This is a genomic window from Streptomyces sp. NPDC096048 (assembly GCF_044763415.1).
GTDB lineage: Bacteria > Actinomycetota > Actinomycetes > Streptomycetales > Streptomycetaceae > Streptomyces.
Genome location: NZ_JBIWGG010000002.1, coordinates 216,723 through 240,042 on the forward strand (window position 1 = coordinate 216,723; position 23,320 = coordinate 240,042).

Below are 23,320 nucleotides of genomic sequence, written 5' to 3' on the forward strand. Positions count from 1 at the left end.
CCGCTCACGACGGCCTCCTTCACGCACACGGCTCGGCCCGGTGGTCGGCCGGGCTTGTCCCTGAGGAAAGTTGAGCAGGCCGCGCAAGATCGCGGGGCTGTTTTGCGGAACGTCCACCACCGATTCGGGGACGTTTCGACCCATTACGGGTGCAGGATCACCAGATCGTCCCTGTGTACGACCTCGCGTTCGTACGCCGGTCCGAGTTCCCGCGCCAGTTCCCGGGTGGAGCGGCCGAGCAGCCGGGGAAGCTCCTTGGCGTCGAAGCTGACGAGCCCCCGGGCCACCGGGCGCCCCGCGCCGTCCCGCAGCTCGACGGGATCACCCGCGGCGAAGTCGCCCTCGACGCCGGCGATCCCGGCCGGCAGCAGCGACTTGCGGCCCTCGACGACCGCGCGCACCGCCCCGTCGTCGAGGACGAGCGCCCCCTGCGGGGTGGAGGCGTGCTGGAGCCACAGCAGCCGGTCGGCGGAGCGCTTGCCGGTGGTGTGGAAGTAGGTGCCGGTGTCCTTGCCGGCCAGGGCGTCGGCCGCGTGGACCGCGCTGGTCAGCACCACGGAGATGCCGGCGGCGGCGGCGATCCGGGCCGCCTCGACCTTGGTGACCATGCCGCCGGTGCCGACGCCCGCCTTGCCCGCGCTGCCCATGTCGACGCCCGCGAGGTCGGCGGTCTCCCGCACCTCCGCCAGCCGCGAGGTGCCCGGCCTGCTCGGGTCGCCGTCGTACACGCCGTCCACGTCGGACAGCAGCACCAGCAGGTCGGCGCGGACCAGGTGGGCGACGAGGGCGGCGAGCCGGTCGTTGTCGCCGAAGCGGATCTCGTCGGTGGCGACGGTGTCGTTCTCGTTGACGATGGGGAGCGCGCCCATCGCCAGCAGCTTGTCGAGGGTGCGGGAGGCGTTGCGGTGGTGGGCGCGGCGGCTCATGTCGTCGCTGGTCAGCAGCACCTGGCCGACGCGGACGCCGTAGCGGGCGAAGGAGGCGGTGTAGCGGGCGACCAGCAGGCCCTGGCCGACACTGGCGGCGGCCTGCTGGCGGGCCAGGTCCCTGGGACGGCGGCGCAGGCCCAGCGGGGCGAGCCCGGCGGCGATGGCGCCGGAGGAGACGAGGACGACCTCCTTGTCCGCGCCCCGCACCTTGGCCAGGACGTCGACGAGCGCGTCGACCCGGTCGGCGTCCAGGCCGCCCGCCGCGGTGGTCAGCGAGGAGGAACCGACCTTGACGACGATCCTGCGGGCCTCGCCCACGGCCTGCCTTGCCCCAGCCACTGTTGCCGTCCGCCCTCTCCCGTCGACGCGCGCCGATCCGGGCGCTCGCCAGGCAATCTACGCGAACGGGGGCACGTCCCGCGCCGCGGTCCAGGCTGCGGACAGGGGCGGCGGCGCCCACCGCGTCGAGGGGCCGTCAACACGCGCGTGTCGTCCGGAGGTCGGCCGCCGTTAACCCGGATGTCCGATGCGCGACGAGCAAGCCTGGAGCGACCGCAGTGCCCCTATCCCTGCCCCGCCGCAGTCTTCCCCGCCGCCCGGCTCCCCGCAGGGGCCCCGTCCGGTTCACCCTCCCTCGCCCGTGTCTCCCCCGCCTCGCGCTCCCCCGCCGGCGGACCGTCGTGAAGCTGCTCGTCCTCGGTGTGCTGGCGGCCGCCTTCGCCGCGCAGGCCGTGGGGGCGCTGCTGCCGCACGTGCCGCTGCTGCTGGCCGCGACCGCCGGTTCACTGGCCGCCGAGGCGGTGCTGTACCGCTGGCAGCGGGGCATGGTGTCGCTGTTCGCCAAGTCGCACGCCGACGTCACGGTGCGGCACGTGCTGCGGGACCTGCTGCTCGTGGTGGGCCTGCTGCGGCTCGGCGAGCAGCACCGGGAGACGGTGTACGCCCCCCTCGTCGCCGGGCTGCTCGCCTTCTACGGGCTGCACTGGGCGATCCAGGCGGTGTCCGTGCTGGTCCGGCGCACTCGGACGCTGCCCGTGGTGACCCGGAACATCGACACCTCCGCGCTGCGGCTGACCCCGGCGCCCCCGGTGCTGCTGCGCCGCCCCGGGCACCGGCTGGCGGCCTTCGGGCTGCCGGCGACGGCGGGGCTGCTGGCCACGGCGGCCACCGACGCGCCGGTGTACGGCGCGGCCGGCCTCGCGTTGTCCCTGTCGGTGGCGGTGGGCGGCCTCGGCGCGCTGCTGCTGCGGCTGCTGCCGGGGCGCCGGCCGGCGGGCGAGCAGGAGGTGCTCGACTGGTTCGAGGCGTGGCTCGCGGAGTACCGGCCCACCGTCGGCCTGTACTTCTCGGGCGGAGCGTCCTCGGCCTACCAGGCCAACATGTGGCTGGAGCCTCTCGCGCGGCTGGAGGGGCGGCCGGTGATCGTGCTGCGGGAGCGGTTCATGGTGCAGCGGATCGCGGCGACGGACATCCCCGTCGTGTGTCTGCCGAAGGTGTCCACGCTGATGCGTCTGGAGCACTCCACGCTCCGGGTCCTCCTGCACCCCTCCAACTCCGGGAAGACCTCGCAGGTCCTGCGCATCCCCACGATCAAGCACGCCTTCGTCAACCACGGGGAGAGCGACAAGCTGTCCTCGTGCAACCCGTACGCGAAGGCGTACGACGAGGTGTGGGTGGCCGGTCCGGCGGCGCGCGAGCGGTACGCGCTGGCGGAGGTCGGCGTCGAGGACAAGGACGTGGTGGAGATCGGCCGCCCGCAGCTGGAAGCCGTACGGCCGTACGCGGGACCGCCCGCCCCGGGGGCGTTCACAACCGTCCTGTACGCGCCGACGTGGGAGGGCTGGGACGGCAACCCCGGCAACACGTCGGTGGTCGAGGCCGGCGAGAACCTCGTACGGGCGCTGCTCGCGGACCCGGGGGTGCGGTTGCTGTACAAGCCGCATCCGCTGACGGGATCGGTGGATCCGCGGGCCGGGGCCGCCGATCTGCGGATCCGGGAGCTGGTGCGGGCGGCGAACCGGGAGCGGAGCGGGCCCCGGCCGGGGGCGTCGGCGGCCGCTGAGCTGGCCCGGCGGACGGCGGAGCTGGACCGGCTCACCGCCGCGGGTTTCCGGTCGGGCGCCGATCAGGCGGAGCGGATGCTGCGCCGGTCCGCGCCGGAGCCCGGGCGGGCCGGGGAGGTGACGCGGGCGACGGCGGCCTGGGAGGAGGCGTACTGGGCCTCGCTGCCGGAGTGGGAGCACCGGGTCGTCACGGACGCCCGGCCGCCGCTGTACGCCTGCTTCAACCGGGCCGACCTGCTCATCAGCGACGTGTCGAGCGTGATCAGCGACTTCCTGGCGAGCGGCAAGCCGTACGCGGTGGCCAACACCAGCGGGCTGGCCGAGGACGGGTTCCGCAAGTCGTTCCCGACGGTGGCGGCGGCGACCGTGCTGACGCCGGACGCGGCCGGGGTGCCGGAACTGCTGGACGCGGTCCGGCACCCGGAACGCGACGAGCTGGCCGAGGCGCGCGCCGCGCTGGCCCTGCGCCTGCTGGGGCCGGCCGAGCCACCGTCCCAGGAGCGCTTCGCCGAGGCGGTGGGGGCGCTGTGCGCGGCGGCGGGGCAGCACCGGACGCGGCGGGCGGAGCGCCTCGCCACGGAACTGGCACTCCCCGGCCCACGACAGCAGCCCACGCCACTGCCCGCGGGCAGCCGCGGCGGGCCCCACGTCGGGACCTGATCACGCGGGACCTGATCCAGGCGGGACCTGATCCAGGCGGGACCTGGTCCGCCGGGGCAGGCTCCCGGAGGCAGGGGGGCGCGGGCGCCCGCAGGCGCCGAACGCCCAGCCCGCGCCGGAAGGGGCACGCGGGGCGCGCCTCGTGCCCTGCCCCGTTCGCCACCGGACGGACACCGCGGGCGGTCACGTCGGCCCCCGCGCCCCGCACACCGCGCCCCCGTCACCTCACCCGGCCCGACCCGGGGTGCGGAACCGACGGACGTCAGCCGTGGTGGTGGCGCCAGCCCTGCCAGGCGGACTCGATCGTGTCGTCCAGGTCGTGGCCGGCCGACCAGCCGAGTTCCGCGTGGGCGCGGTCGGCGGAGGCGACCACACGGGCCGGGTCGCCGGGGCGGCGTTCGGTCACGTGCGGGGCGACGTCCTGCCTGCCGGTGACCTTGAGGATGCGGTCCACCATCTCCTGGACCGAACTGCCCTCACCGCGCCCGATGTTGAGGATGAGCGACGTGCCCTCGGGGGCGTCCGTCAAGCGCCGGGCCGCCGCGAGGTGGGCGGAGGCGATGTCCTTCACGTGGATGTAGTCCCGTACGCAGGTGCCGTCCGGCGTCGCGTAGTCGTCGCCGAAGACGCGCGGGGCGTCGCCCGCCTCCAGGCGCTCGAAGACCATGGGGATGAGGTTGAAGACGCCGGAGTCGGCCAGCTCGGGGGCGGCCGCGCCCGCGACGTTGAAGTAGCGCAGGGACGCGGCGCGGATGCCGTGGGCCCGGGCGGCGGCGTTGATCAGCCACTCGCCGATCAGCTTGGTCTCGCCGTAGGGGCTCATCGGCAGGCAGGGGGTGTCCTCCGTGACGAGGTCCACATCGGGCATGCCGTAGACGGCGGCGGAGGAGGAGAAGACGAGGCGGCCGACGCCGGTCGACGTCATGGCCTCCAGGAGGGTCGCCAGGCCCGTCACGTTCTCCCGGTAGTAGTGGAGCGGCAGCTCCACCGACTCCCCGACCTGTTTCTTGGCCGCGATGTGCACCACACCTGTCACAGCATGGTCACGAATCGCGTCCTCCAGTGCCGCCCGGTCCAGCACGCTGCCGACGACCAGCGGCACCCCGTCGGGCACGCGGTCGGTGCTGCCGGTGGACAGATCGTCGTAGACGACCACGCGTTCACCGCCGTCGGCCAGGGCACGCACCACATGCGCACCGATGTACCCGGCTCCGCCCGTGACCAGCCAGCTCATCCTCATGCCTCCCAGGTCTTCGTCACTGGGTGCAGACTCGTCCGTGCGCCTCGGAAAATCGAGTCGGGCACATGGGGCGGAAGGCGACGGAAGTCAATAAAGAGGACAGGGGGGCCGAATGTGAGGAAGTTCTCCAGCCGCTTCGAAGCGATGGATTCGGGCCTCCCGTCCCGGCCATTTCCCGCTGTGACAGGGCACAGACGGTCCGACTACCGTGCCAGCGGAAACTCCGCGTGAATCCTTTACGCTGATGCGGCGGCGCGCTCCAGGCCCCAACGACGCCCGGAACGCGTTCCGGTCCCAGTCCGCGGTCCCGTGGTCAGTTCTCGGAACAGGTTGTAAGGATGCCCAAACTCTCTCTCGTGGTCCCCGTGTACAAGGTGCAGGGCTATCTGCCCGAGTGCCTCGACTCCGTACTCGGTCAGGACTGCGCGGACTTCGAGATCATCGCGGTCGACGACTGTTCGCCGGACGGGTCAGGGGCCATTCTCGACGAGTACGCGAAACGGGACTCCCGGATTCATGTGATTCACCTCACGGAAAACGTGGGCCTGGGGCGTGCGCGCAACGCGGGACTGGAAAAGGCCACGGGCGATTACGTGTTGTTCCTGGACAGTGACGACACGTTGTCCGACGGTGCCTTGTCGGCCATTTGCGACCGGCTCGACGCCACGGACAATCCCGAGATTCTGGTCTTCGACTACGCCCGCACCTACTGGGACGGCAGGGTCCGCCCGAACCTGCGGGCCGATCTCCTCAGGGAGGACGGCCCGGACGTCTTCTCCCTCGCCGAGCGCCCCAAGCTGCTCGACCTGCTGCAGATCGTCTGGAACAAGGCCTACCGGCGCGACTTCGTCGCCCGGACCGGGCTCACCTTCCCGCCCGGGTACTACGAGGACGCCCCCTGGACGTTCTGCTCCCTGATCAGCGCCGAGCGGATCGCCGTACTGGACCGGGTCTGCGTGCGCTACCGGCAGCGCCGCGAGGGCGGCAACATCCTCAAGACGGTCAGCCGCAAGCACTTCGACGTCTTCGACCAGTACCAGCGGGTCTTCGACTACCTCGACGCGCACGAGGAACTCGCCGAGTGGCGCGGCCCGTTGTTCCGCAAGATGGCCGACCACTACCTGACCGTTCTGGAGCGCCCGGGCCGCCTGCCGCAGGACGCGCGGGCGGAGTTCTTCCACCGCGCCTCGGCCGACTACCGCGCCCGCCTGCCCAAGGGGTTCACGCGGCCGGCCGGCGGTCGCGGGCACAAGTACGGGATGCTGGAGCGTGACGCGTACACGACCATGGTGAGCGCGCTGGCGGCGGTGAAGTTCCGCCAGCGGGTCAAGACCCGCACCCGTACCGCGCTCAACCGGTCCAAGCGCAGCGCGATGGGCGCCTTCTACCAGTCCCAGCTCAGGCTGCCGCTGGACGACAACCTGGTGCTGTTCTCCGCCTACTGGAGCCGCAGCGTCTCCTGCAACCCGGCCGCCATCGACGCCGAACTGGCCCGGCTGGCCCCGCACATGCGCCGCGTGTGGGCGGTCCGCGCGGAGAACGCGGCCCAGGTGCCCAAGGGCGTGCGGGTCGTGCGGGTGGGCTCGCGCGAGTACTGGGCGGCCCTGGCCCGCGCCAAGTACCTCGTGAACAACGTGAACTTCGCGGACTCCGTGGTGAAGCGGGACGGCCAGGTCCATGTGCAGACCCACCACGGCACCCCGCTGAAGACCATGGGCCTGGACCAGCAGAAGTTCCCGGCCTCCACCGACATGGACTTCGAGAAGCTCCTGGAGCGGTGCGACCGCTGGGACTTCAGCATCAGCGCCAACCAGTTCTCGACCGTGGTCTGGGAGCGGGTCTACCCCTGCTCCTACACCACGCTGGAGACCGGCTACCCGCGCAACGACGCCCTCGTGAACGCCACCTCCGAGGACGTGCGCGCGGCGCGTGCGGCACTGGGACTGGCCGACGGCGCCAAGGCGTTCCTGTACATGCCGACCCACCGCGAGTACCAGCCGGGCTTCACCCCGCCGCTGGACCTGGCGCGGCTCGCCGACGAACTCGGCCCGGACGTGACCCTGCTGGTGCGCGGCCACTACTTCTACGGCAGCTCCCCGCACGTCGCCGAACTGCGCCGCACCGGCCGCATCGTCGACGTCTCCGGGCACACCCGGGTGGAGGAGCTGTACCTCGCCGCGGACGCCCTGATCACGGACTACTCCTCGGCGATGTTCGACTACGCCGTACTGGACCGCCCGATCATCAGCTACGTCCCCGACTGGGACGTCTACTCGGCGGTGCGCGGCACCTACTTCGACCTGCTCCAGGAACCGCCCGGCGCGGTGGCCACCACGCAGGCGGAGCTGCTGCGGCTGCTCGCCTCGGGCGAGTACGACAGCCGGGACACGACCGAGCGCCGGGACGCCTTCCGCCGGCGTTTCTGCGAATTCGACGACGGACACGCAGCCGAACGCGTCGTGCGACGCGTCTTCCTCGGTGAAGAGAGCCTGCTGCCCATCGTCCCGTTCGACGAACGCCCTCACGCCCCGACCCCCGCCCAGGCGCTCGAACTGGTCGAGCGGGCCTGACCCCGAAAGGAGATCACCAAGCCATGGCCCCTCGGCTCAGTGTCATCGTCCCCATCTACGACGTGGAGCGTTACCTCCCCGCCTGTCTGGACTCGCTCGCGGCTCAGACCTTCCGCGACTTCGAGGTCCTGATGGTGGACGACGGTTCACCGGACGGCTCCGCCGCCATCGCCGAGGAGTACGCCTCCCGCGACTCGCGCTTCAAGCTCATACGCAAGGAGAACGGTGGCCTCGGCGCCGCCCGCAACACCGGCATGGCCCACCTGGCGCCGGAGTCGGAGTTCCTGACCTTCGTCGACAGCGACGACCTGATACCGCCGGACGCCTACCGGCTCATGGTCGGCAGCCTCGACGAGAGCGGCTCGGACTTCGCCACGGGCAACGTCTTCCACCTCAGGGGCGAGAAGTCCTGGCAGGTCCCGCTGATGCGGATGCTGGCCGGCGAGGCACGGGTGGGCACCCACATATCCCGCTACGCCAAGCTCGTCGCCGACCGCATCGCGTGCAACAAGGTCTTCCGCCGCACCTTCTGGGAGAAGAACGGCTTCGCCTTCCCCGAGGGCCGGCTGTACGAGGACACCCCCGTCACCATGCGGGCCCACTACCTGGCCGAGAGCGTCGACGTCATCTCGGAGCCCTGCTACTACTGGCGGCTGCGCGAGGGCGAGTCCGCCCCGTCGATCACGCAGCGCCGCACCGACCCGGCCGGCGTACGCGACCGCGTCACCTCCGTGATGGAGATCAGCGCCTTCCTCGCCGAGCAGCCCGGCGAGACCTACGCCCGCCTCAAGCGCGAGTACGACACCCGCGTCCTCCGCGACGACCTGCGGCTGTTCCTCAACGTGGTGCCGGACGGCGACGAGGAGTACCGGACCGAGTTCCTGCGCTCGGCGAACCGCTTCCTCGACAGCATCGACCCCAAGGTCGTCATGGACCTCCCGGCCGAACTGCGCGTGCAGTGGCTGCTGGTGCGCAAGCACCAGATGGAGGAGCTGATCGCCCTGCTGGCCGGCCAGCGCCGCCGGGAGACCCCCGAGGTCAGCGGCCTGGTCCGCAAGTACGCCTCCTTCCCCTCCCTGGAGGGTGCGGATCTGCACCTGCCCAAGGGGGCGCTGCGCATCGACCAGCACCTGAACATGCGCGCGCCGCTCCAGGCGGTGAGCTGGTCCGGGGGCAAGCTCCTGCTGTCCGGCAACGCCTGGATCGACAAGATCGAGCAGCCGTCGCGCAAGGCCTCGGTCAAGGTGCTCCAGCTGCGCAAGGACCGCTCCCGCCGCCGCATCCTGCTGCCGGCCCGCAACGTGCCGCGCCCCGAGGTCACCACCGACTCCGGCCAGGACCGCTACAACTACGACTGGGCCGGCTGGGAGGTCACCATCGACCCCGCCCGGCTCCGCAAGGGCGGCGAGTGGCAGGAGGCCGTGTGGCACGTGGGCCTCGGCATCTTCTCCTCCGGCCTGGTGCGGCGCCACGCCGTCCACTCCAGCGGCGGCGCGTCCTGCAACTTCCCGCCGTACCACTGGCTGAGCCCCGACTTCCGGCTGCTGCCGTCCGTCGAGCGCGGCGCCCTGAAGCTGCGCATCGAGAAGGTCCGCGCCCTGATCACCGGCCGCGCCCTGGAGGGCGACCGGGTCAAGGTCACCGGTGAGATCCGCGAGCCCCTCGCCTCGGACGAGCAGGTGACCCTGCGGGTCAAGAACCAGAAGGGCGCCGAGACCCTCGAGTACCCCGTCACCGTGACCCGCGAGGGCGGCGGACAGGCGTTCTCGGTCGAGGTGCCGGTGGCCGACGTGGCGCTCGTCTTCCACGAGGGCGTCGACGAGAAGGCCCAGCCGGAGAAGCGCACCTGGTCCACGGTGCTGGTCGCGACCGACCCGCAGGGCAAGGAGCGCCGGTTCGGCACCGTGATGCAGGAGGGGCTGTCCGACGCCGAGTTCCCGCTGCCCGCGTCGCTCGGCAGCCAGGCCCACCTGGTCCAGCTCGCCGTGGTGGCCGGCCACACCGGCTTCCTGAAGTTCTCCGGCCGCACCCGCCGTGCCGTGATCGACACCGCCACCGTGCGCGACGGTCGGATCAGCCTCACCGGTCACGCCGACCCGCGGCTGGCCGGCTCCCGCTTCCTGCTCAAGCCGCGCAACCGCTACGAGGAGCGGTTCGTCGAGACCCGCTGGCTGGAGGACGGCCGCTTCGAGGTGGCCTTCGACCCCTCCCGGCTCGGCGGCAACGGCGACGTCCCGCTGCGCGCCGGCCGCTGGAACCTCTTCCTGCGGACCGAGGAGGAGGGCACCCCCGACGTGCCCTTCGTGGTCGACCGCCTGGCCGCGGACTCCTTCCCGGTCCAGGCCGAACTCGGCGGCCGCCGCTACTGGCTGGAGAACCGCTGGGGCGACTTCCCGCAGCTCAACGCCCGCTCCGAGCTGAGCGACCTGGAGCGCGGCCCGTTCCGTCAGCGTCAGCTGCGCAAGGAGGTGTACGAGCCGCTGTTCCAGCAGCCGCTGAAGGACCAGGTCTTCTACCTGAGCTACAACGGCAAGCAGTTCTCGGACAGCCCGCGCGCGATGTACGAGGAGCTGAAGCGCCGCGACTCGGACCTGAAGCACCTGTGGGCGGTCCGCGACGGCCAGGTCGCGCTGCCGGAGGGTGTCGAGCCGGTCCGCATGTGGGGCCGGGAGTGGTACGAGGCGCTGGCCTCCAGCCGCTACATCGTCACCAACGCCCACCTTCCCGACTGGATCGAGCGCCGGCCCGGCCAGTCCATCGTGCAGACCTGGCACGGCACGATGCTGAAGAAGATCGGGCACGACATCGACACGCTGCACTTCGACCGGCGCTACCAGGAGAAGCTGGCGCTGGAGGCCAAGCAGTGGAGCCTGCTCGTCTCCTCCAACCGCTTCAGCACGCCGATCCTGAAGCGCGCGTTCTCCTACGACGGTGAGATCCAGGAGGCGGGCTACCCCCGCAACGACTACCTGTACTCGCCCGACAAGGACGCGATCGCGGCGCGGGTACGCGAGGCGCTCGGTCTGCCCGAGGGCAAGAAGGTCGTCCTGTACGCGCCGACCTGGCGGGACGACCAGTCGCACAGCGCCGGCCAGTACCTGTTCGACCTGCGCATCGACCTCGAGGACGCCCAGCGCCGCCTGGGCGACGACCACGTGCTGCTGATCCGCCGCCACTCCAACGTGGTGGACGCGGTGCCGGGCGCGGGCAACGGGTTCGTGTGGGACGCCTCGGAGTACCCGGACATCGCCGACCTGTACCTCGCGGCGGACATCATGATCACGGACTACTCGTCGGTGATGTTCGACTACGCGCACCTGAAGCGGCCGATGCTGTTCTTCACGTACGACCTGGAGCACTACCGGGACACGCTGCGCGGGTTCTACTTCGACTTCGAGCAGGACTCCCCCGGCCCGCTGATCGACAACTCCAAGGAGCTGGTCGACGCGATCCGGGACATCGACCAGGTCCAGGCGGAGTACCAGGACCGGTTCGACCGCTTCCACCACCTGTTCTGCGACCTGGACGACGGCAACGCGTCCGCACGGGTCGTCGACCGGATGCTGGAGCAGGCTCGGGAGAGCTGAGCCGCGAACGCGAGAGGGCGGGGCCCGGAGGAACGTCTCCTCCGGGCCCCGCCCTCTCGCGCGGTGTACCGCGGGTCAGAGCCGTACGGTCTTCACCGCGAACTGGCACGCGGCGGTGAAGTAGGGCCGCAGTTCCGTACGCCGGCGGGTGGGCGGCAGCGGCGCGGGCGTCTGGCCGAGCGCCCTGCGGGACTTGCGCACCGCCCGGGTCAGCACGGTCGGCCCCGCCGCCACGGTCTCGCTGATCACCGGGCGCGGGAAGGTGAACACGTTGATCGGCGCCAGCACGTCGGTGGCGAGCTTGGCCAGCTGCACGCGGGGCGCGCCGGGCGCCGGGCGCAGCGAGAAGTCCCAGATGACTTCCTTCTCGTCGGCGTCGGTGTGCTCGCGTACCAGCGCCGCGCAGTCGATGTCCACCGCCACCCGGCCGTCGCCCTCGTCCCGCAGCGGGAAGGACAGCATCCGCTCCTTGTCCCGGCGGTGCACGGCCTCCACGACGGCGCCCGCGGCCGGCTGGGCACCCCACAGGTCGGCGCGCACGGCGATGGTCCGCTCGTCGACCCTGACCGGGCCGACCTCGGCGTGGACGTCGCGCAGCGCGCTGCGCAGCCGCAGCCCGCCGTCCTCGTGCGGGTACGGCAGCAGTACCGCCAGGGACGGCCCCTGCGGGCGCGGCAGCTCCACGGCGAGCAGGTCCCGGGTGTCGCAGCCGTAGCCGTCGGTGCCGAGCGCCACCTCGCGGTCGCCTTCGCGGGTGGCCAGGGTCAGCTCCCAGGTACCGTGCGGCAGCCCGGCGTCCCAGGGCACGACGGCGTCACCCTCGGCGGAGAACGGGAAGCGGTGCTCCCCGGCCGCGGCGGCGCCCTTGCGCAGCACGAGATCGGCCTGCCCCGCGCTCGGCGGCAGCGCGCCCACGGCGACGTGGACGGAGCCCTCGCGGTCCACCCGGGCCGTGGCGTGGCGGGGCAGCTCCTTGCGGGCGAGGGCCTCCTCGATGATGGCCTCGAACCGTTCGCGGCTCGCCCGCTCGTGGAAGCGCTCGGCGTTGCGGACGGCGGCGGCGGCCATCTTCAGCCGCAGGCCGTCGTCCTGGACGAGGCTCCGGATCGCCTCGGCCATCGCGTCCGCGTCGCCGCGCGGGACGATCAGCCCGTCCTCGCCGTCGGTGAGGATGTTGCGCGGCCCGTGGTCGGCGTCCGTGGCGACGACGGGCAGCCCGGCGGCCATCGCCTCGACGACGACGTTGCCGAACGCCTCCCGCTTGGAGGGCAGTACGAAGATCGAGCCCTTGCCGAACTCGGGGGTGACCGGCGAGGTCTGCCCCATCAGCAGGATGCTGTTGGAGAGGCCCAGTTCCTCGATGCGGGCGCGCAGCTTGTTCTTCTCGGCGCCGTGGCCGTAGATGCGCAGCGTCCAGTCCGGGGCGACGGCGTGGACCTTGGCGAAGGCCTCGATCAGGAGGGCGTGGTTCTTGTTGCCGGTCAGGTGCCCGGCCGAGACGACGACCTTGTTGGTGCCGGTGGCCCTGATGGTGGAGGAGGGCACGCAGTTGGGCATCACCGCGAGGCGGTTGGCGACCGCGGGCACCTGCTTGGCGATGGCGGCGACCTCCTCCGGGGTGAGCGCCGTGAGGACGTCCAGGGACCGGTAGGCCGGGAAGAGGCGTTCCTTGATGTCCGTGGCGTAGATGGCGGGCATCGAGTGTTCCTGGGTGACCTTCAGGTAGTCACCGCGCGCCTGCGCCAGCATGATCGTGTTCCGCGGGCTGGAGCTGACGACCACGTCGGCGTCGGTGGTGTCGAGGTACTCCAGGAGCCTCAGTTCCGCGAGCCGGCTCACCACAGGCGTCTTGGCACCGGCGTTGAGCGGGTAGATCAGCGGGAACTTGTCGGACAGCGGGTCGTCCACGTCGGAGACCGGCGAGTGCGGACGCATGTCGCTGAGCACCCGGACGGAGACGCGCGGGTCCAGCGGGAAGTACGACTCGTCGCGCACCTTGCGCAGGGCCACGATCTCGACGTCGTGCCGCTCGGCCAGCGCCCCCGCTAGGTTCTGCGTCGCGCTGACCACACCCCCCATGTGGCAGAGGTCCCGGACGAGAAATGCGATCTTCACTTGGCGGCTTCTCTCTGCTTTCGGGAAACGGCTGGTCAGTCCGTCCTCCCACCCCTGGCCACACAGCTGCGGCCACATCCTCCTCACAACGTACACATCGCTGTTCGACAGCGGATCACAGCCCAGACACACCTGTGTAACCCTGCGGACGGCGTGCTGCCGCCCGCAGGGCCGGACCGTGTCCCGGGAAGCCGGGTACCGAGCCTAGAACGGCTCGAAACCGTCGAACTCCCGCTCCGCCTCGTCGCGTTCGGCATCGCGCTCCCGGCGCCGCTGGGCGGCCGGTCGGGGTGCCTCGAAGCGGTGGTCCTCGCCGCGGCGGCCGAGCATCTCGGCGCCGGCCGTCACCGACGGCTCCCAGTCGAAGACGACCGCGTTGTCCTCGGGGCCGATGGCCACGCCGTCGCCGTTGCGGGCGCCCGCCTTCATCAGCCGGTCCTCGACACCGAGGCGGTTGAGCCGGTCGGCGAGGTAGCCGACGGCCTCGTCGTTGCTGAAGTCGGTCTGTCGCACCCAGCGTTCGGGCTTCTCGCCGCGCACCCGGAACAGGCCGTCCTCCTCGCGGGTGACGGTGAAGCCGGCGTCGTCCACGGCCTTGGGCCGGATGACGATCCGCGTGGCCTCCTCCTTGGGCCGGGCCGCGCGCGCGTTGCCCACCAGCTCGGCCAGCGCGAAGGACAGCTCCTTCAGGCCCATGTGGGCCACCGCGGACACCTCGAAGACGCGGTAGCCGCGTGCCTCCAGGTCGGGCCGGACCATCTCGGCGAGATCCTTGCCGTCGGGCACGTCGATCTTGTTGAGGACGACGATCCGGGGCCGGTTGTCCAGGCCGCCGTACTCGCGCAGCTCCGCCTCGATGATGTCCAGGTCGGTGACCGGGTCGCGCTCGGACTCCAGCGTCGCCGTGTCCAGCACGTGCACCAGCACGCTGCACCGCTCCACGTGCCGCAGGAACTCCAGACCGAGGCCCTTGCCCTGGCTGGCGCCGGGGATCAGACCGGGCACGTCCGCGACGGTGTAGACGGTCGCGCCCGCCGTCACCACGCCCAGGTTCGGGACGAGCGTCGTGAAGGGGTAGTCGGCGATCTTCGGCTTGGCCGCGCTCAGTACGGAGATCAACGAGGACTTGCCGGCGCTCGGGTAGCCGACCAGCGCCACGTCGGCGACGGTCTTCAGCTCCAGGTGGATGTCCTGGACGTCGCCGGGCACGCCGAGCAGCGCGAAGCCGGGCGCCTTGCGCCGCGCGGAGGCCAGCGCCGCGTTGCCGAGACCGCCCCGGCCGCCCTGCGCGGCGACGTAGGAGGTGCCCTGGCCGACCAGGTCGGCCAGGACGTTGCCCGCCTTGTCGAGGACCACGGTGCCGTCGGGCACGGGCAGGACCAGGTCCTGCCCGTCCTTGCCGGAGCGGCTGCCGCCCTCGCCGGGCTTGCCGTTGGTGGCCTTGCGGTGCGGGGAGTGGTGGTAGTCGAGGAGCGTGGTCACCGACTGGTCGACGGTGAGGATCACGTCGCCGCCACGGCCGCCGTTGCCGCCGTCCGGGCCGCCGAGCGGCTTGAACTTCTCACGGTGGACGGAGGCACAGCCGTGGCCTCCGTTACCCGCGGCGACGTGCAGCTCGACGCGGTCCACGAAGGTGGTCATGGGATGTGCCTCCAGTTACTGCCTGCTGTGGGGATGTCTCTTGGGTAACACGCGAAAGGCGGACCCGCTTCCCCTGAGGGAAGTGAGGTCCGCCTCGCGAAAGTTTCCGATCAGGCGACCGGAACGATGTTCACGACCTTGCGGCCACGGTGGGTGCCGAACTGCACCGCACCGGCCTGCAGCGCGAACAGCGTGTCGTCGCCGCCACGGCCGACGCCGGCGCCCGGGTGGAAGTGGGTGCCGCGCTGGCGGACCAGGATCTCACCCGCGTTGACGGCCTGACCGCCGAAGCGCTTCACGCCGAGCCGCTGGGCATTGGAGTCGCGACCGTTCCGAGTGGACGATGCGCCCTTCTTGTGTGCCATCTGTTCTCAGTCCCTTACTTCGCGGCCGCGGGGATCTCAGTGACCTTGATCGCCGTGTACTGCTGGCGGTGGCCCTGACGACGGCGGTAGCCGGTCTTGTTCTTGTAGCGCAGAATGTCGATCTTCTGGCCCTTGTGGTGGTCCACGACCTCGGCCTGGACCTTGATGCCGGCCAGCACCCACGGGTCGCTGGTCACAGCGTCGCCGTCAACGACGAGCAGGGTCGAGAGCTCGACCGTGTCGCCGACCTGGGCGGTGGAAATCTTGTCAACCTCAACGATGTCGCCGACAGCAACCTTGTGCTGGCGACCACCGCTGCGCACGATGGCGTACACGCGGATCTCACTCTCTCGCTCTGGAACGGCACCCCCGCAGTCCAGCCGCCCGGTGAACACGCGAACGGCCTCTCCCGGCCGGGGCCCGTCGGGGCCCGCACCCGGAAGGAAGAAAGGTTTACGGGGATGTGACGCGTCAGTCGACACGCCGACGCTCAAGATTACGGGGCCGCACGACAGGGGTCAAACCGGGCCCCCGGGCCTCAGCCGGCGACCGCCGCGACGTACTCGGCGTACGCCTCCTTGGCCCGCGCGGGCGACAGGTCGAGATGCTCCAGGACCGTGTACCGGCCGGGCCGGGTCCGCGGCGCGAACTCCACGGCCCGCACGAACTCCTCGTCGTCGAACCCGATCTCCTGGGCCACCACGGGCAGCCCGTGCCGGCGCAGCGTCCCGGCCATCAGCAGGGAGCCCTCGTGGTCGCCGCGCAGATACGTCGCGAAGGCGGCGCCGATGCCCACCTGCTCCCCGTGGCTCGCCGCGCGCCTCGGATACAGCAGGTCGAGCGCGTGGCTGATCTCGTGGCAGGCGCCGGAGGAGGGCCGGGTGTGCCCGGCGATCGACATGGCGATGCCGGACAGCACCAGGCCCTCGGTCAGCACGGTCAGGAACCCGTCGTCGCCGCAGCCGCCGGGGTGGCGCAGCACCGCCTCGCCGGCCTGCCGGGCCAGGGCGGCGGCGAGACCGTCGACCTTCTCGCCGTTGACCCGGTGGGCCAGCTCCCAGTCGGCGACCGCGGAGATGTTGGAGACGGCGTCACCGATCCCGGAGCGCACGAAGCGGATCGGCGCCTCGCGGATCACCGCGAGGTCGACGACGAGCGCGATGGGCGTCGGCACACCGTACGAGCCGCGGCCGGCGTCGTTGTCGAGTATCGACACCGGTGAACAGATGCCGTCGTGGGAGAGGTTGGTGGCCACGGCGACCATGGGCAGGCCGACCCGGGCCGCGGCGAACTTGGCGCAGTCGATGACCTTGCCGCCGCCGAGGCCGACGATCGCGTCGTAGCGGCTCGCCTTCATGCCGTCGGCCAGCCGCACCGCGTCGTCGATGGTGCCGCCGCCGACCTCGAACCAGTCGGCGCCGGGCAGGGAGGGCGCCAGTCTCCGGCGCAGGCGGGCTCCCGAGCCGTCGCTGATCGCCACGGCGAGCTTTCCGGACTGGGAGATCCGCTGGTCCGCGAGGACACTCGCCAGGTCGTCGAGCGCGCCCGGACGGATGTCCACTACGAGCGGCGAGGGGATGAGCCTCGTCAGTACCGGCACGTGATCTTCTCTCCTCGCGGGGCGGGTCGGCGGGGACGGGCGGTGGCCCGGCTGTCCGGTGATGATGCGCCCGGGGACGTCCGGGGAAACGTGTGGTCCGAAACGTGTGGTCCGAAACGTATGGTCCTGGCCGAACGGAATCCGAGCGGATTCCGAGCCGGACAGGACCACACGTGCTGCGACAGACGGCCGGATCAGCCCTCGTCGGTGGCGGCCGTGACCGAGGACGGCGTCTGCTGGGCAGCCGCCGCGGTCTTCTTCGACGCCGTCTTCTTGGCCGTGGCCTTCTTGGCGGTCGTCGTCTTGGCCGCCTTCTTGGCCGTGGTCTTCTTCGCGGTCGTCGTCTTCTTGGTCGCGGTCTTCTTGGTGGCGGCCTTCTTCGCCGTCGCCTTCTTGGCCGTCTTGCGGGCCGCCGCCTTCTTGGCCGGAGCGGTCTCCTCGGCGGCGTCCGCCTCGGCCTCCGCCACGGCCGCGGTCTCGCCCGCGTTCTCCGCCGGGGCCGACGGGACGACCATGACGGCCGCCTCCTCGGACGCGGTGGACGTGGTGGGCTTGCGCACGGCCCGGCGCCGCGGACGCGCCGGGGCGGCGCTCTCGGCGGGCGACTCAGCGGGGGCCTCGGCAGCCGCCGGTGCTTCCTGAGGCGCCTGCTCGGCCCGCGGGGCCTGGGCGGCCTGCTCCGGGACCGTCAGCACGGCGGCCTCGGCACCCGCGGGCGAACCGGCCGGTGCGGACACCTTCCGGGTGGCCCGACGGCGGGTACGGCCCTTGGGCGCGGCCTCCTCGGCGGCCGGCGCCTCGGCAGCGGCCGGGGCCTCCTCGGTGACCGGGGCCGGGGCACCGGAGACGGCGTCCTCGACGGCGGCGGGCTCGGCGAGCACCTCGGCGGCGGACTCCTGCCGTACCGGACGCTCGACCTCTTCCTGGACCGTGACGTCCTGCGCGGTCGGGGCCTCGGCGCGCCGGGCCTCGCCCTTCGCGGCCTTCGGGGCGCCCGCCGGGGCCGACGCCCGCCGGCTGGAACGACGCCGGCCACGACCGCGCGTGGCGGCGGCCTCGGCCTCGGCGGCGCTGCTGTACAGCTCCTCGTCCGCGCTGAAGTCGGGCGCCGGGAGGGCGACCGGCTCGGCCGCCTCGGCGGCGACCTCGGACTCGGACTCGGTGTCCGCCTCCTGCTCCGCCGTCACACCGGTCTCGACGCCGGCCACGGCCTCGTGCTCGTGCGGCTGCTCTCCGCCGCCGGCCCGCGCCCGCTTGCGGCGCTTGCCGGCACCGCCGCCACCACCGGCGGCGGTCGGCTGGTCCAGATGGACGATGACGCCACGGCCGTTGCAGTGGACGCAGGTCTCGGAGAACGACTCCAGCAGCCCCTGCCCGACCCGCTTCCGCGTCATCTGCACGAGCCCCAGCGAGGTCACCTCGGCGACCTGGTGCTTCGTACGGTCGCGGCCCAGGCACTCCAGCAGGCGCCGCAGCACCAGGTCCCGGTTGGACTCCAGCACCATGTCGATGAAGTCGATGACGATGATGCCGCCGAGGTCGCGCAGCCGCAGCTGGCGCACGATCTCCTCGGCCGCCTCCAGGTTGTTCCTGGTGACCGTCTCCTCGAGGTTGCCGCCCTGACCGGTGAACTTGCCGGTGTTGACGTCGACGACGACCATCGCCTCGGTCCGGTCGATCACCAGCGAACCGCCGCTCGGCAGCCAGACCTTGCGGTCCAGCGCCTTGGCGAGCTGCTCGTCGATCCGGTACGTGGCGAAGACGTCGACCTCGCTGGTCCACCGGGACAGCCGGTCGGCGAGGTCCGGCGCCACGTGCGACACGTAGCCGTGGATGGTCTGCCAGGCGTCGTCACCGCTGACGACGACCTTGGTGAAGTCCTCGTTGAAGATGTCGCGCACGACCCGGACGGTCATGTCCGGCTCGCCGTAGAGCAGCGTGGGCGCGTTCGAGCTGCCGCCGCTCTTGGCCTTCTTCTGGATCTCCTCCCACTGCCCCTGGAGCCGCTCGACGTCGCGGCGCAGCTCGTCCTCGCTCGCGCCCTCGGCGGCGGTGCGCACGATGACGCCCGCGTCCTCGGGGACGATCTTCTTGAGGATGGTCTTCAGCCGGGACCGCTCGGTATCGGGCAGCTTGCGGCTGATACCGGTCATCGAGCCCTCGGGCACGTAGACCAGGTAGCGGCCGGGCAGCGAGATCTGGCTGGTCAGGCGGGCGCCCTTGTGGCCGATCGGGTCCTTGGTGACCTGCACGAGGACCGACTGGCCGGACTTGAGGGCGGACTCGATGCGGCGCGGCCCGCCGGACATGCCGAGGGCCTCGAAGTTGACCTCACCGGCGTACAGGACGGCGTTGCGGCCCTTGCCGATGTCGATGAAGGCGGCCTCCATCGACGGCAGCACGTTCTGCACCTTGCCGAGGTAGACGTTGCCGACGTACGAGGTGGCCTGCTCCTTGTTGACGTAGTGCTCGACGAGCACGCCGTCCTCCAGGACGCCGATCTGGGTGCGCTCGCCGTGCTGGCGGACGACCATGACGCGCTCGACGGCCTCGCGGCGGGCCAGGAACTCGGCCTCGGTGATGATCGGGACGCGACGGCGTCCCTGCTCACGGCCTTCCCGGCGGCGCTGCTTCTTGGCCTCCAGGCGGGTCGAGCCCTTGATGGACTGCACCTCGTCGGACGGCTCGCCCTTCTCCCGCGGGGGACGGGGCTCGCGGACCTTGACGACGGTGCGCTCCGGGTCGTCGGCGGCGGACGACGACTCGGCGTCACCGGAGCCGTCCCCGGCACGGCGACGACGGCGACGGCGGCGACGGCTGCTGCTGGAGCCGCCGCCCTCGTCCGAGGCGTCCTCGCCCTCCTCGGCGTCCTCCTCGGCCTGCTCGGCGGTGTCCGCGGCGTCCTGATCGGCCCGGTCGGCCTGCTCGGCGTACTCGTCGCCGTCGGCGGAGTCGCCCTCGGCGGCATCGCCCCGGCGACGGCGGCGGCCACCCCGGCGACGGCGGCGGCGCGAACCGGAGTCCTCGGAGCCCTCGGCGTCGTCGTGGTCCTCGCCGGACTCGTCGGCGTCGGAGTCGGCGTCGGCGTCCGTCCCGGCCTGGGCCTCGGCCTCCGGCTCGTCCCGCTTCACGCTGGCGGTGGCCCGCTCCTCGGCGGCCTCCTCGGCGGCGGCGCCCCGGCGCTTGCGGCGGCGACGCGACCCGGCGGACTGCTCCTCCGGAAGCTCCTCGGTCTCCTGCGGCGCCTGCTCCGGCTGGGCCCCGGCCGCCTCGGCGGCGGCCTCGGCGGCGGCCCGCTCGGGCGTCTGGAACTGGGGCTCGGCGAACACCGGCGCCTGGAACACCGCGACGGCGGGACGCGACGGGCGCTTGGGCGCATCCGCGTCGTCGGAGGCCGCGGTCTGCGCCGGCGCGGCGAAACCGGTGGCGGCCTTACGGGTGGACCGGCGGCGCGCACGACGCGGAGCGGCTTCCTCGACGGGCTCGGCGGACTCGGCGGGCGCGGCGGTCTTCTCGGTCTTCTCCGGCGTCTCGGGGGCCGTGGCGGACTCGCTCACCTCGGCGCTGGTGTCGGCGGGCGAGCCGCCGGTCGGGGCGGCCACACTGCGCGTGGCACGCCGCCGGCTACGACGCGGAGCGGCGTCCTCGGTCTCGGCGGGCGCGGGGGCCTCGGCGGGCGCGGGGGCCGTCACCGAAGCGGTGGACGCCTCCTCGCCGACCGACTCGGCCGGCGCGGTCACACTGCGCGTCGCACGACGCCGGCTACGACGCGGAGCGGCATCCTCGACGGGCGCGGGCGCCTCGGCGGCTGCGGAGGCCTCGACGGGCGCGGGCGCCTCGGCGGGCGCGGCGGCCGTCACCGAAGCGGTGGACGCCTCCTCGCCGACCGACTCGGCCGGCGCGGTCACACTGCGCGTCGCACGACGCCGGGTACGGCGCGGAGCGGCGTCCTCGGCGGGCTCGGCGGCCGGCTCGGGCTGGGCGGGCGTCTCGGCGGCGGTGGACGCCGGTACGACGGTCTCGGCCGTCTCCGCCGTCGTCGGGGCCCCGGCGGGCGCGGAGGCGCGGCGCACCGCACGGCGTCGCGGCCGGCCTGCGGACGCGGGCTCCGGAGCCGCCTCGGGCACCTCGGCGGCGGTCTCGGCTACCGCCTCTTCGGCCTCGTCGGTCACCACGGCCGGCGCGACGGTCTCCGCCTGCGCCTCGGGAGCACCGGACGGCGGGCCCGCCGGACGGGACGCGGCCCTGCGCCGACGGCGCGGCGGCAGGGTGTCGCTGGGGGTGTTCGATTCGGAGTCCGTCGAGGTGGTGGAGGACTCTGTGGGTTCGGTCGGTTCGAGCATGCGGGGGTTTCTCCCGTCAGGCTCCCGGGCGCCGCGCCTGGTCCGGCATCGATCATGTCGACCGCCGGTGACGTCCGCGGCTCGCGCGATGCGCGGTCGCCGCCGTCCGGGGCGCGGGCGCCGCTCGGAAGCTCTCCGTGTCTTGTCTCGCCGGTTCCGTACCCCTTGTCGTGCACGGCCTGGCGAAAGTCTTGTGGTCGGTGCGCTGCCCGACCCAGGTGGCTCCCGAGTTCGAGGGCGGCGCTACGACGTCCGTCCCTGAGCGGAACCTTCCTTACGCCGGTGCCTTCGCGGCGGCGGAAGCGGCGGCCGGTTGCGGCTCGGGCGCTTCTGCCTCGCGGTCGGGCGCGAGCGGGTCGGTCACCGCACCGGTCTCTTCATCGAACAGCCCCTGCGCCAGCCTGGTCACCGCTGCGGGGACCGGCGGCGCCAGGTCGGCCACGGCGCGAAGACCGGACAGGACGTCGTCGGGTCGTACGGCAGGCGTCACGTGCCGAACAACCAGCCGCAGTATCGCACAGGGCTGGTCGGTCGGCCTATCAGCCGGCGAACCGTGCGTGGTGACGCTCTCGAGGTGCGCAACGGCGGAACGGGCGTCGAAGGTACGGACGCCGTTCTTGGTCCGCCGCTGGACCTCCACGGCCGGGGCCGCGTTGAAGGCCGCCACGGCGCGTTCGGCCTCCGCGGACTCCACACCGGTCAGCCGCAGCTCCCACACGGAAGCCGTCAGCCGGTCGGCGAGTCCCGAGGTCCGGGCCTCGGCCGCCTCCACGATGTCGAGCCCGGTGGGCAGCGACTCGTCGAGCAGCAGCCTGAGCCGCTCCGGGTCGCGCGCTTCGGTGAGCGCGATCTCCAGATACTCCGCCTCACTGCCCGTGCCGGTGGGTGCGGCATTGGCGTACGACACCTTCGGGTGCGGCGTGAACCCCGCCGAGTACGCCATGGGCACCTCGGCGCGGCGCAGGGCACGCTCGAAGGCGCGCTGGAAGTCACGGTGGCTGGTGAACCGGAGGCGGCCGCGCTTGGTGTAACGCAGTCGGATGCGCTGCACCGCGGGTACGGGCGGCGGGCCTTCGGGCTGTCGCTTGCCCAGTGTCGTTCAGTCCTTCGTGAGAGCGGTCGTACTACTACCAAGAGTACGTGCCTCGGCCGCGGATGGTTCCCGCCGGGCCACCGGCCGTGCCTTCACCGGCTCCCCGAAAAGCATCCGGCGCACGTCGGCGCGGGCCTGCCGCACGGACAGCCGGGCTGAGTCGAGCGCCTGCCGGGCCGCCCGCCCCACGCCGCGCGCGCCCTCGGCGAGCGGCCGCAGGACGGTGTCCCGCACGGCGTGCCCCACCGGCGTCAGGACGCTCCGGTACGCCCATCGCGCCGGCTCGGCGACGGTCCACCGGAAGAGGGTGCCGAGGAACCGCCCGACGGCGCGCGAGACGTACCCCGCGATCCGCCAGGCGTGCCCGAGGGCGTCCCAGACCTCCCTCCCGATGACGGCGAGCACCCGGCCGACCGGCGTGAGCACCCACCACCACAGCGCGAGGGCGGGCAGCACCAGCAGCACCCGGACGGTCCAGTACAGGGCCGTGCCCACGCCGGTGACGACCATGCCCAGGCACCAGAGCAGCCCCCTGCCGCACCAGGCGAGGGCGTGTCCGACCGGAGTGAGCACCCAGGCGTAGAACCACGCCGCCGGTACGACGACGAGATACCGCGCGAGCCTGGCGAGACCGGCGTACAGCCCCCGCCCGACGGCGGCGAACACGGCGCCCACACCCGCGAGGAACCAGGCGAACCCGTGCCCGACCGGCGTCAGCAGCCACCGGTACACCCACACCGCCGGTACGACGAGCAGCACGTTCCCGAGCCAGGCGACCCCCTTGGCCAGCGGCACGAGGACATACCGCCACACCCCGACCAGCGGCCACACGAAGACGGCCCGCCCGAGCCACGCCAGCGCCCGCCCGAACGGCCGCAGCACCGTGTCCCGCAGCACCCGCCCGGCGACGACCAGCGCGTCCCACACGATCCGCACCGGCACGACCAGCACCAGGACCACGATCCGCACCGGAATCCGGATCGCCACGACCAGACACCCCTCGGCGTCCGACCGCCGCGCCGACTCCTCCCGCGGGCCCGCACCGGGCGCCTTCTCCAGATCCACCATGCCCATGAAGACGCCGCGAGACCCGATCCGGATCCCGCGGCGTCGC

Annotated in this window: 13 protein-coding genes; 3 read left to right on the forward strand and 10 right to left on the reverse strand. The window is 72.5% G+C overall.

The features are described from left to right. Positions 1–143 precede the first annotated feature (143 nt). Complete coding sequence (gene proB, locus ACIQ6R_RS05505; protein ID WP_404177696.1) at positions 144–1,268, reverse strand: glutamate 5-kinase; 1,125 nt, start codon at positions 1,266–1,268, stop codon at positions 144–146. 341 nt (positions 1,269–1,609) lie between these two features. On the opposite strand from proB, the gene ACIQ6R_RS05510 reads away from it, so the two are divergent. Next, entirely contained in the window at positions 1,610–3,652 is a 2,043-nt protein-coding gene (locus ACIQ6R_RS05510) for a hypothetical protein (RefSeq protein ID WP_404177693.1), read from the forward strand. A gap of 262 nt (positions 3,653–3,914) precedes the next feature. Here the strand turns inward: ACIQ6R_RS05510 and galE are convergent, their stop codons facing one another. Then, positions 3,915–4,886, reverse strand: coding sequence for a UDP-glucose 4-epimerase GalE (galE, locus tag ACIQ6R_RS05515; protein ID WP_404218912.1), 972 nt, complete (start codon positions 4,884–4,886; stop codon positions 3,915–3,917). 344 nt (positions 4,887–5,230) lie between these two features. On the opposite strand from galE, the gene ACIQ6R_RS05520 reads away from it, so the two are divergent. Both ACIQ6R_RS05520 and ACIQ6R_RS05525 read left to right on the forward strand, forming a co-directional pair. Next, on the forward strand, positions 5,231–7,462 hold the full coding sequence (locus ACIQ6R_RS05520) for a CDP-glycerol glycerophosphotransferase family protein (protein WP_404218915.1): 2,232 nt from the start codon (positions 5,231–5,233) through the stop codon (positions 7,460–7,462). Positions 7,463–7,485: 23 nt separating this feature from the next. Next, positions 7,486–11,049, forward strand: a complete 3,564-nt coding sequence (locus ACIQ6R_RS05525; RefSeq protein WP_404218917.1) for a CDP-glycerol glycerophosphotransferase family protein — start codon at positions 7,486–7,488, stop codon at positions 11,047–11,049. 75 nt (positions 11,050–11,124) lie between these two features. On the opposite strand, the gene ACIQ6R_RS05530 is transcribed toward ACIQ6R_RS05525, so the two are convergent. The 8 genes from ACIQ6R_RS05530 to ACIQ6R_RS05565 all read right to left on the reverse strand — a co-directional run bounded on the left by ACIQ6R_RS05530 (position 11,125) and on the right by ACIQ6R_RS05565 (position 23,280). Next, a complete protein-coding gene (locus ACIQ6R_RS05530; RefSeq protein ID WP_404218919.1) occupies positions 11,125–13,164 on the reverse strand; it encodes a glycosyltransferase in 2,040 nt (679 codons plus the stop codon). A gap of 204 nt (positions 13,165–13,368) precedes the next feature. After that, on the reverse strand, positions 13,369–14,805 hold the full coding sequence (gene obgE, locus ACIQ6R_RS05535) for a GTPase ObgE (RefSeq protein WP_404177678.1): 1,437 nt from the start codon (positions 14,803–14,805) through the stop codon (positions 13,369–13,371). A 110-nt stretch (positions 14,806–14,915) separates the two neighbouring features. After that, positions 14,916–15,170 (reverse strand): 50S ribosomal protein L27, encoded by a 255-nt coding sequence (gene rpmA, locus ACIQ6R_RS05540; protein WP_003976205.1) that lies wholly within the window; start codon positions 15,168–15,170, stop codon positions 14,916–14,918. A gap of 14 nt (positions 15,171–15,184) precedes the next feature. Beyond that, on the reverse strand, positions 15,185–15,505 hold the full coding sequence (gene rplU / locus ACIQ6R_RS05545; protein ID WP_007449531.1) for a 50S ribosomal protein L21: 321 nt from the start codon (positions 15,503–15,505) through the stop codon (positions 15,185–15,187). A gap of 203 nt (positions 15,506–15,708) precedes the next feature. Next, complete coding sequence (locus tag ACIQ6R_RS05550; protein ID WP_404177675.1) at positions 15,709–16,770, reverse strand: iron-containing alcohol dehydrogenase family protein; 1,062 nt, start codon at positions 16,768–16,770, stop codon at positions 15,709–15,711. 194 nt (positions 16,771–16,964) lie between these two features. Continuing rightward, positions 16,965–21,113, reverse strand: a complete 4,149-nt coding sequence (locus tag ACIQ6R_RS05555) for a ribonuclease E/G (protein ID WP_404218921.1) — start codon at positions 21,111–21,113, stop codon at positions 16,965–16,967. A gap of 274 nt (positions 21,114–21,387) precedes the next feature. Continuing rightward, a complete protein-coding gene (locus tag ACIQ6R_RS05560; RefSeq protein ID WP_404218923.1) occupies positions 21,388–22,164 on the reverse strand; it encodes a TIGR03936 family radical SAM-associated protein in 777 nt (258 codons plus the stop codon). Positions 22,165–22,212: 48 nt separating this feature from the next. Further along, entirely contained in the window at positions 22,213–23,280 is a 1,068-nt protein-coding gene (locus ACIQ6R_RS05565; RefSeq protein ID WP_404218926.1) for a hypothetical protein, read from the reverse strand. Positions 23,281–23,320: the final 40 nt, after the last annotated feature.

What these genes read in the sequence shown, in the direction of transcription:
- galE (WP_404218912.1), bottom strand. Translation starts at nt 4,886, where the DNA reads ATGAGCTGGCTGGTCACGGGCGGAGCCGGGTACATCGGTGCGCATGTG.
- ACIQ6R_RS05520 (WP_404218915.1), top strand. Translation starts at nt 5,231, where the DNA reads ATGCCCAAACTCTCTCTCGTGGTCCCCGTGTACAAGGTGCAGGGCTAT.
- ACIQ6R_RS05525 (WP_404218917.1), top strand. Translation starts at nt 7,486, where the DNA reads ATGGCCCCTCGGCTCAGTGTCATCGTCCCCATCTACGACGTGGAGCGT.
- obgE (WP_404177678.1), bottom strand. Translation starts at nt 14,805, where the DNA reads ATGACCACCTTCGTGGACCGCGTCGAGCTGCACGTCGCCGCGGGTAAC.
- rpmA (WP_003976205.1), bottom strand. Translation starts at nt 15,170, where the DNA reads ATGGCACACAAGAAGGGCGCATCGTCCACTCGGAACGGTCGCGACTCC.
- ACIQ6R_RS05555 (WP_404218921.1), bottom strand. Translation starts at nt 21,113, where the DNA reads ATGCTCGAACCGACCGAACCCACAGAGTCCTCCACCACCTCGACGGAC.
- ACIQ6R_RS05565 (WP_404218926.1), bottom strand. Translation starts at nt 23,280, where the DNA reads ATGGGCATGGTGGATCTGGAGAAGGCGCCCGGTGCGGGCCCGCGGGAG.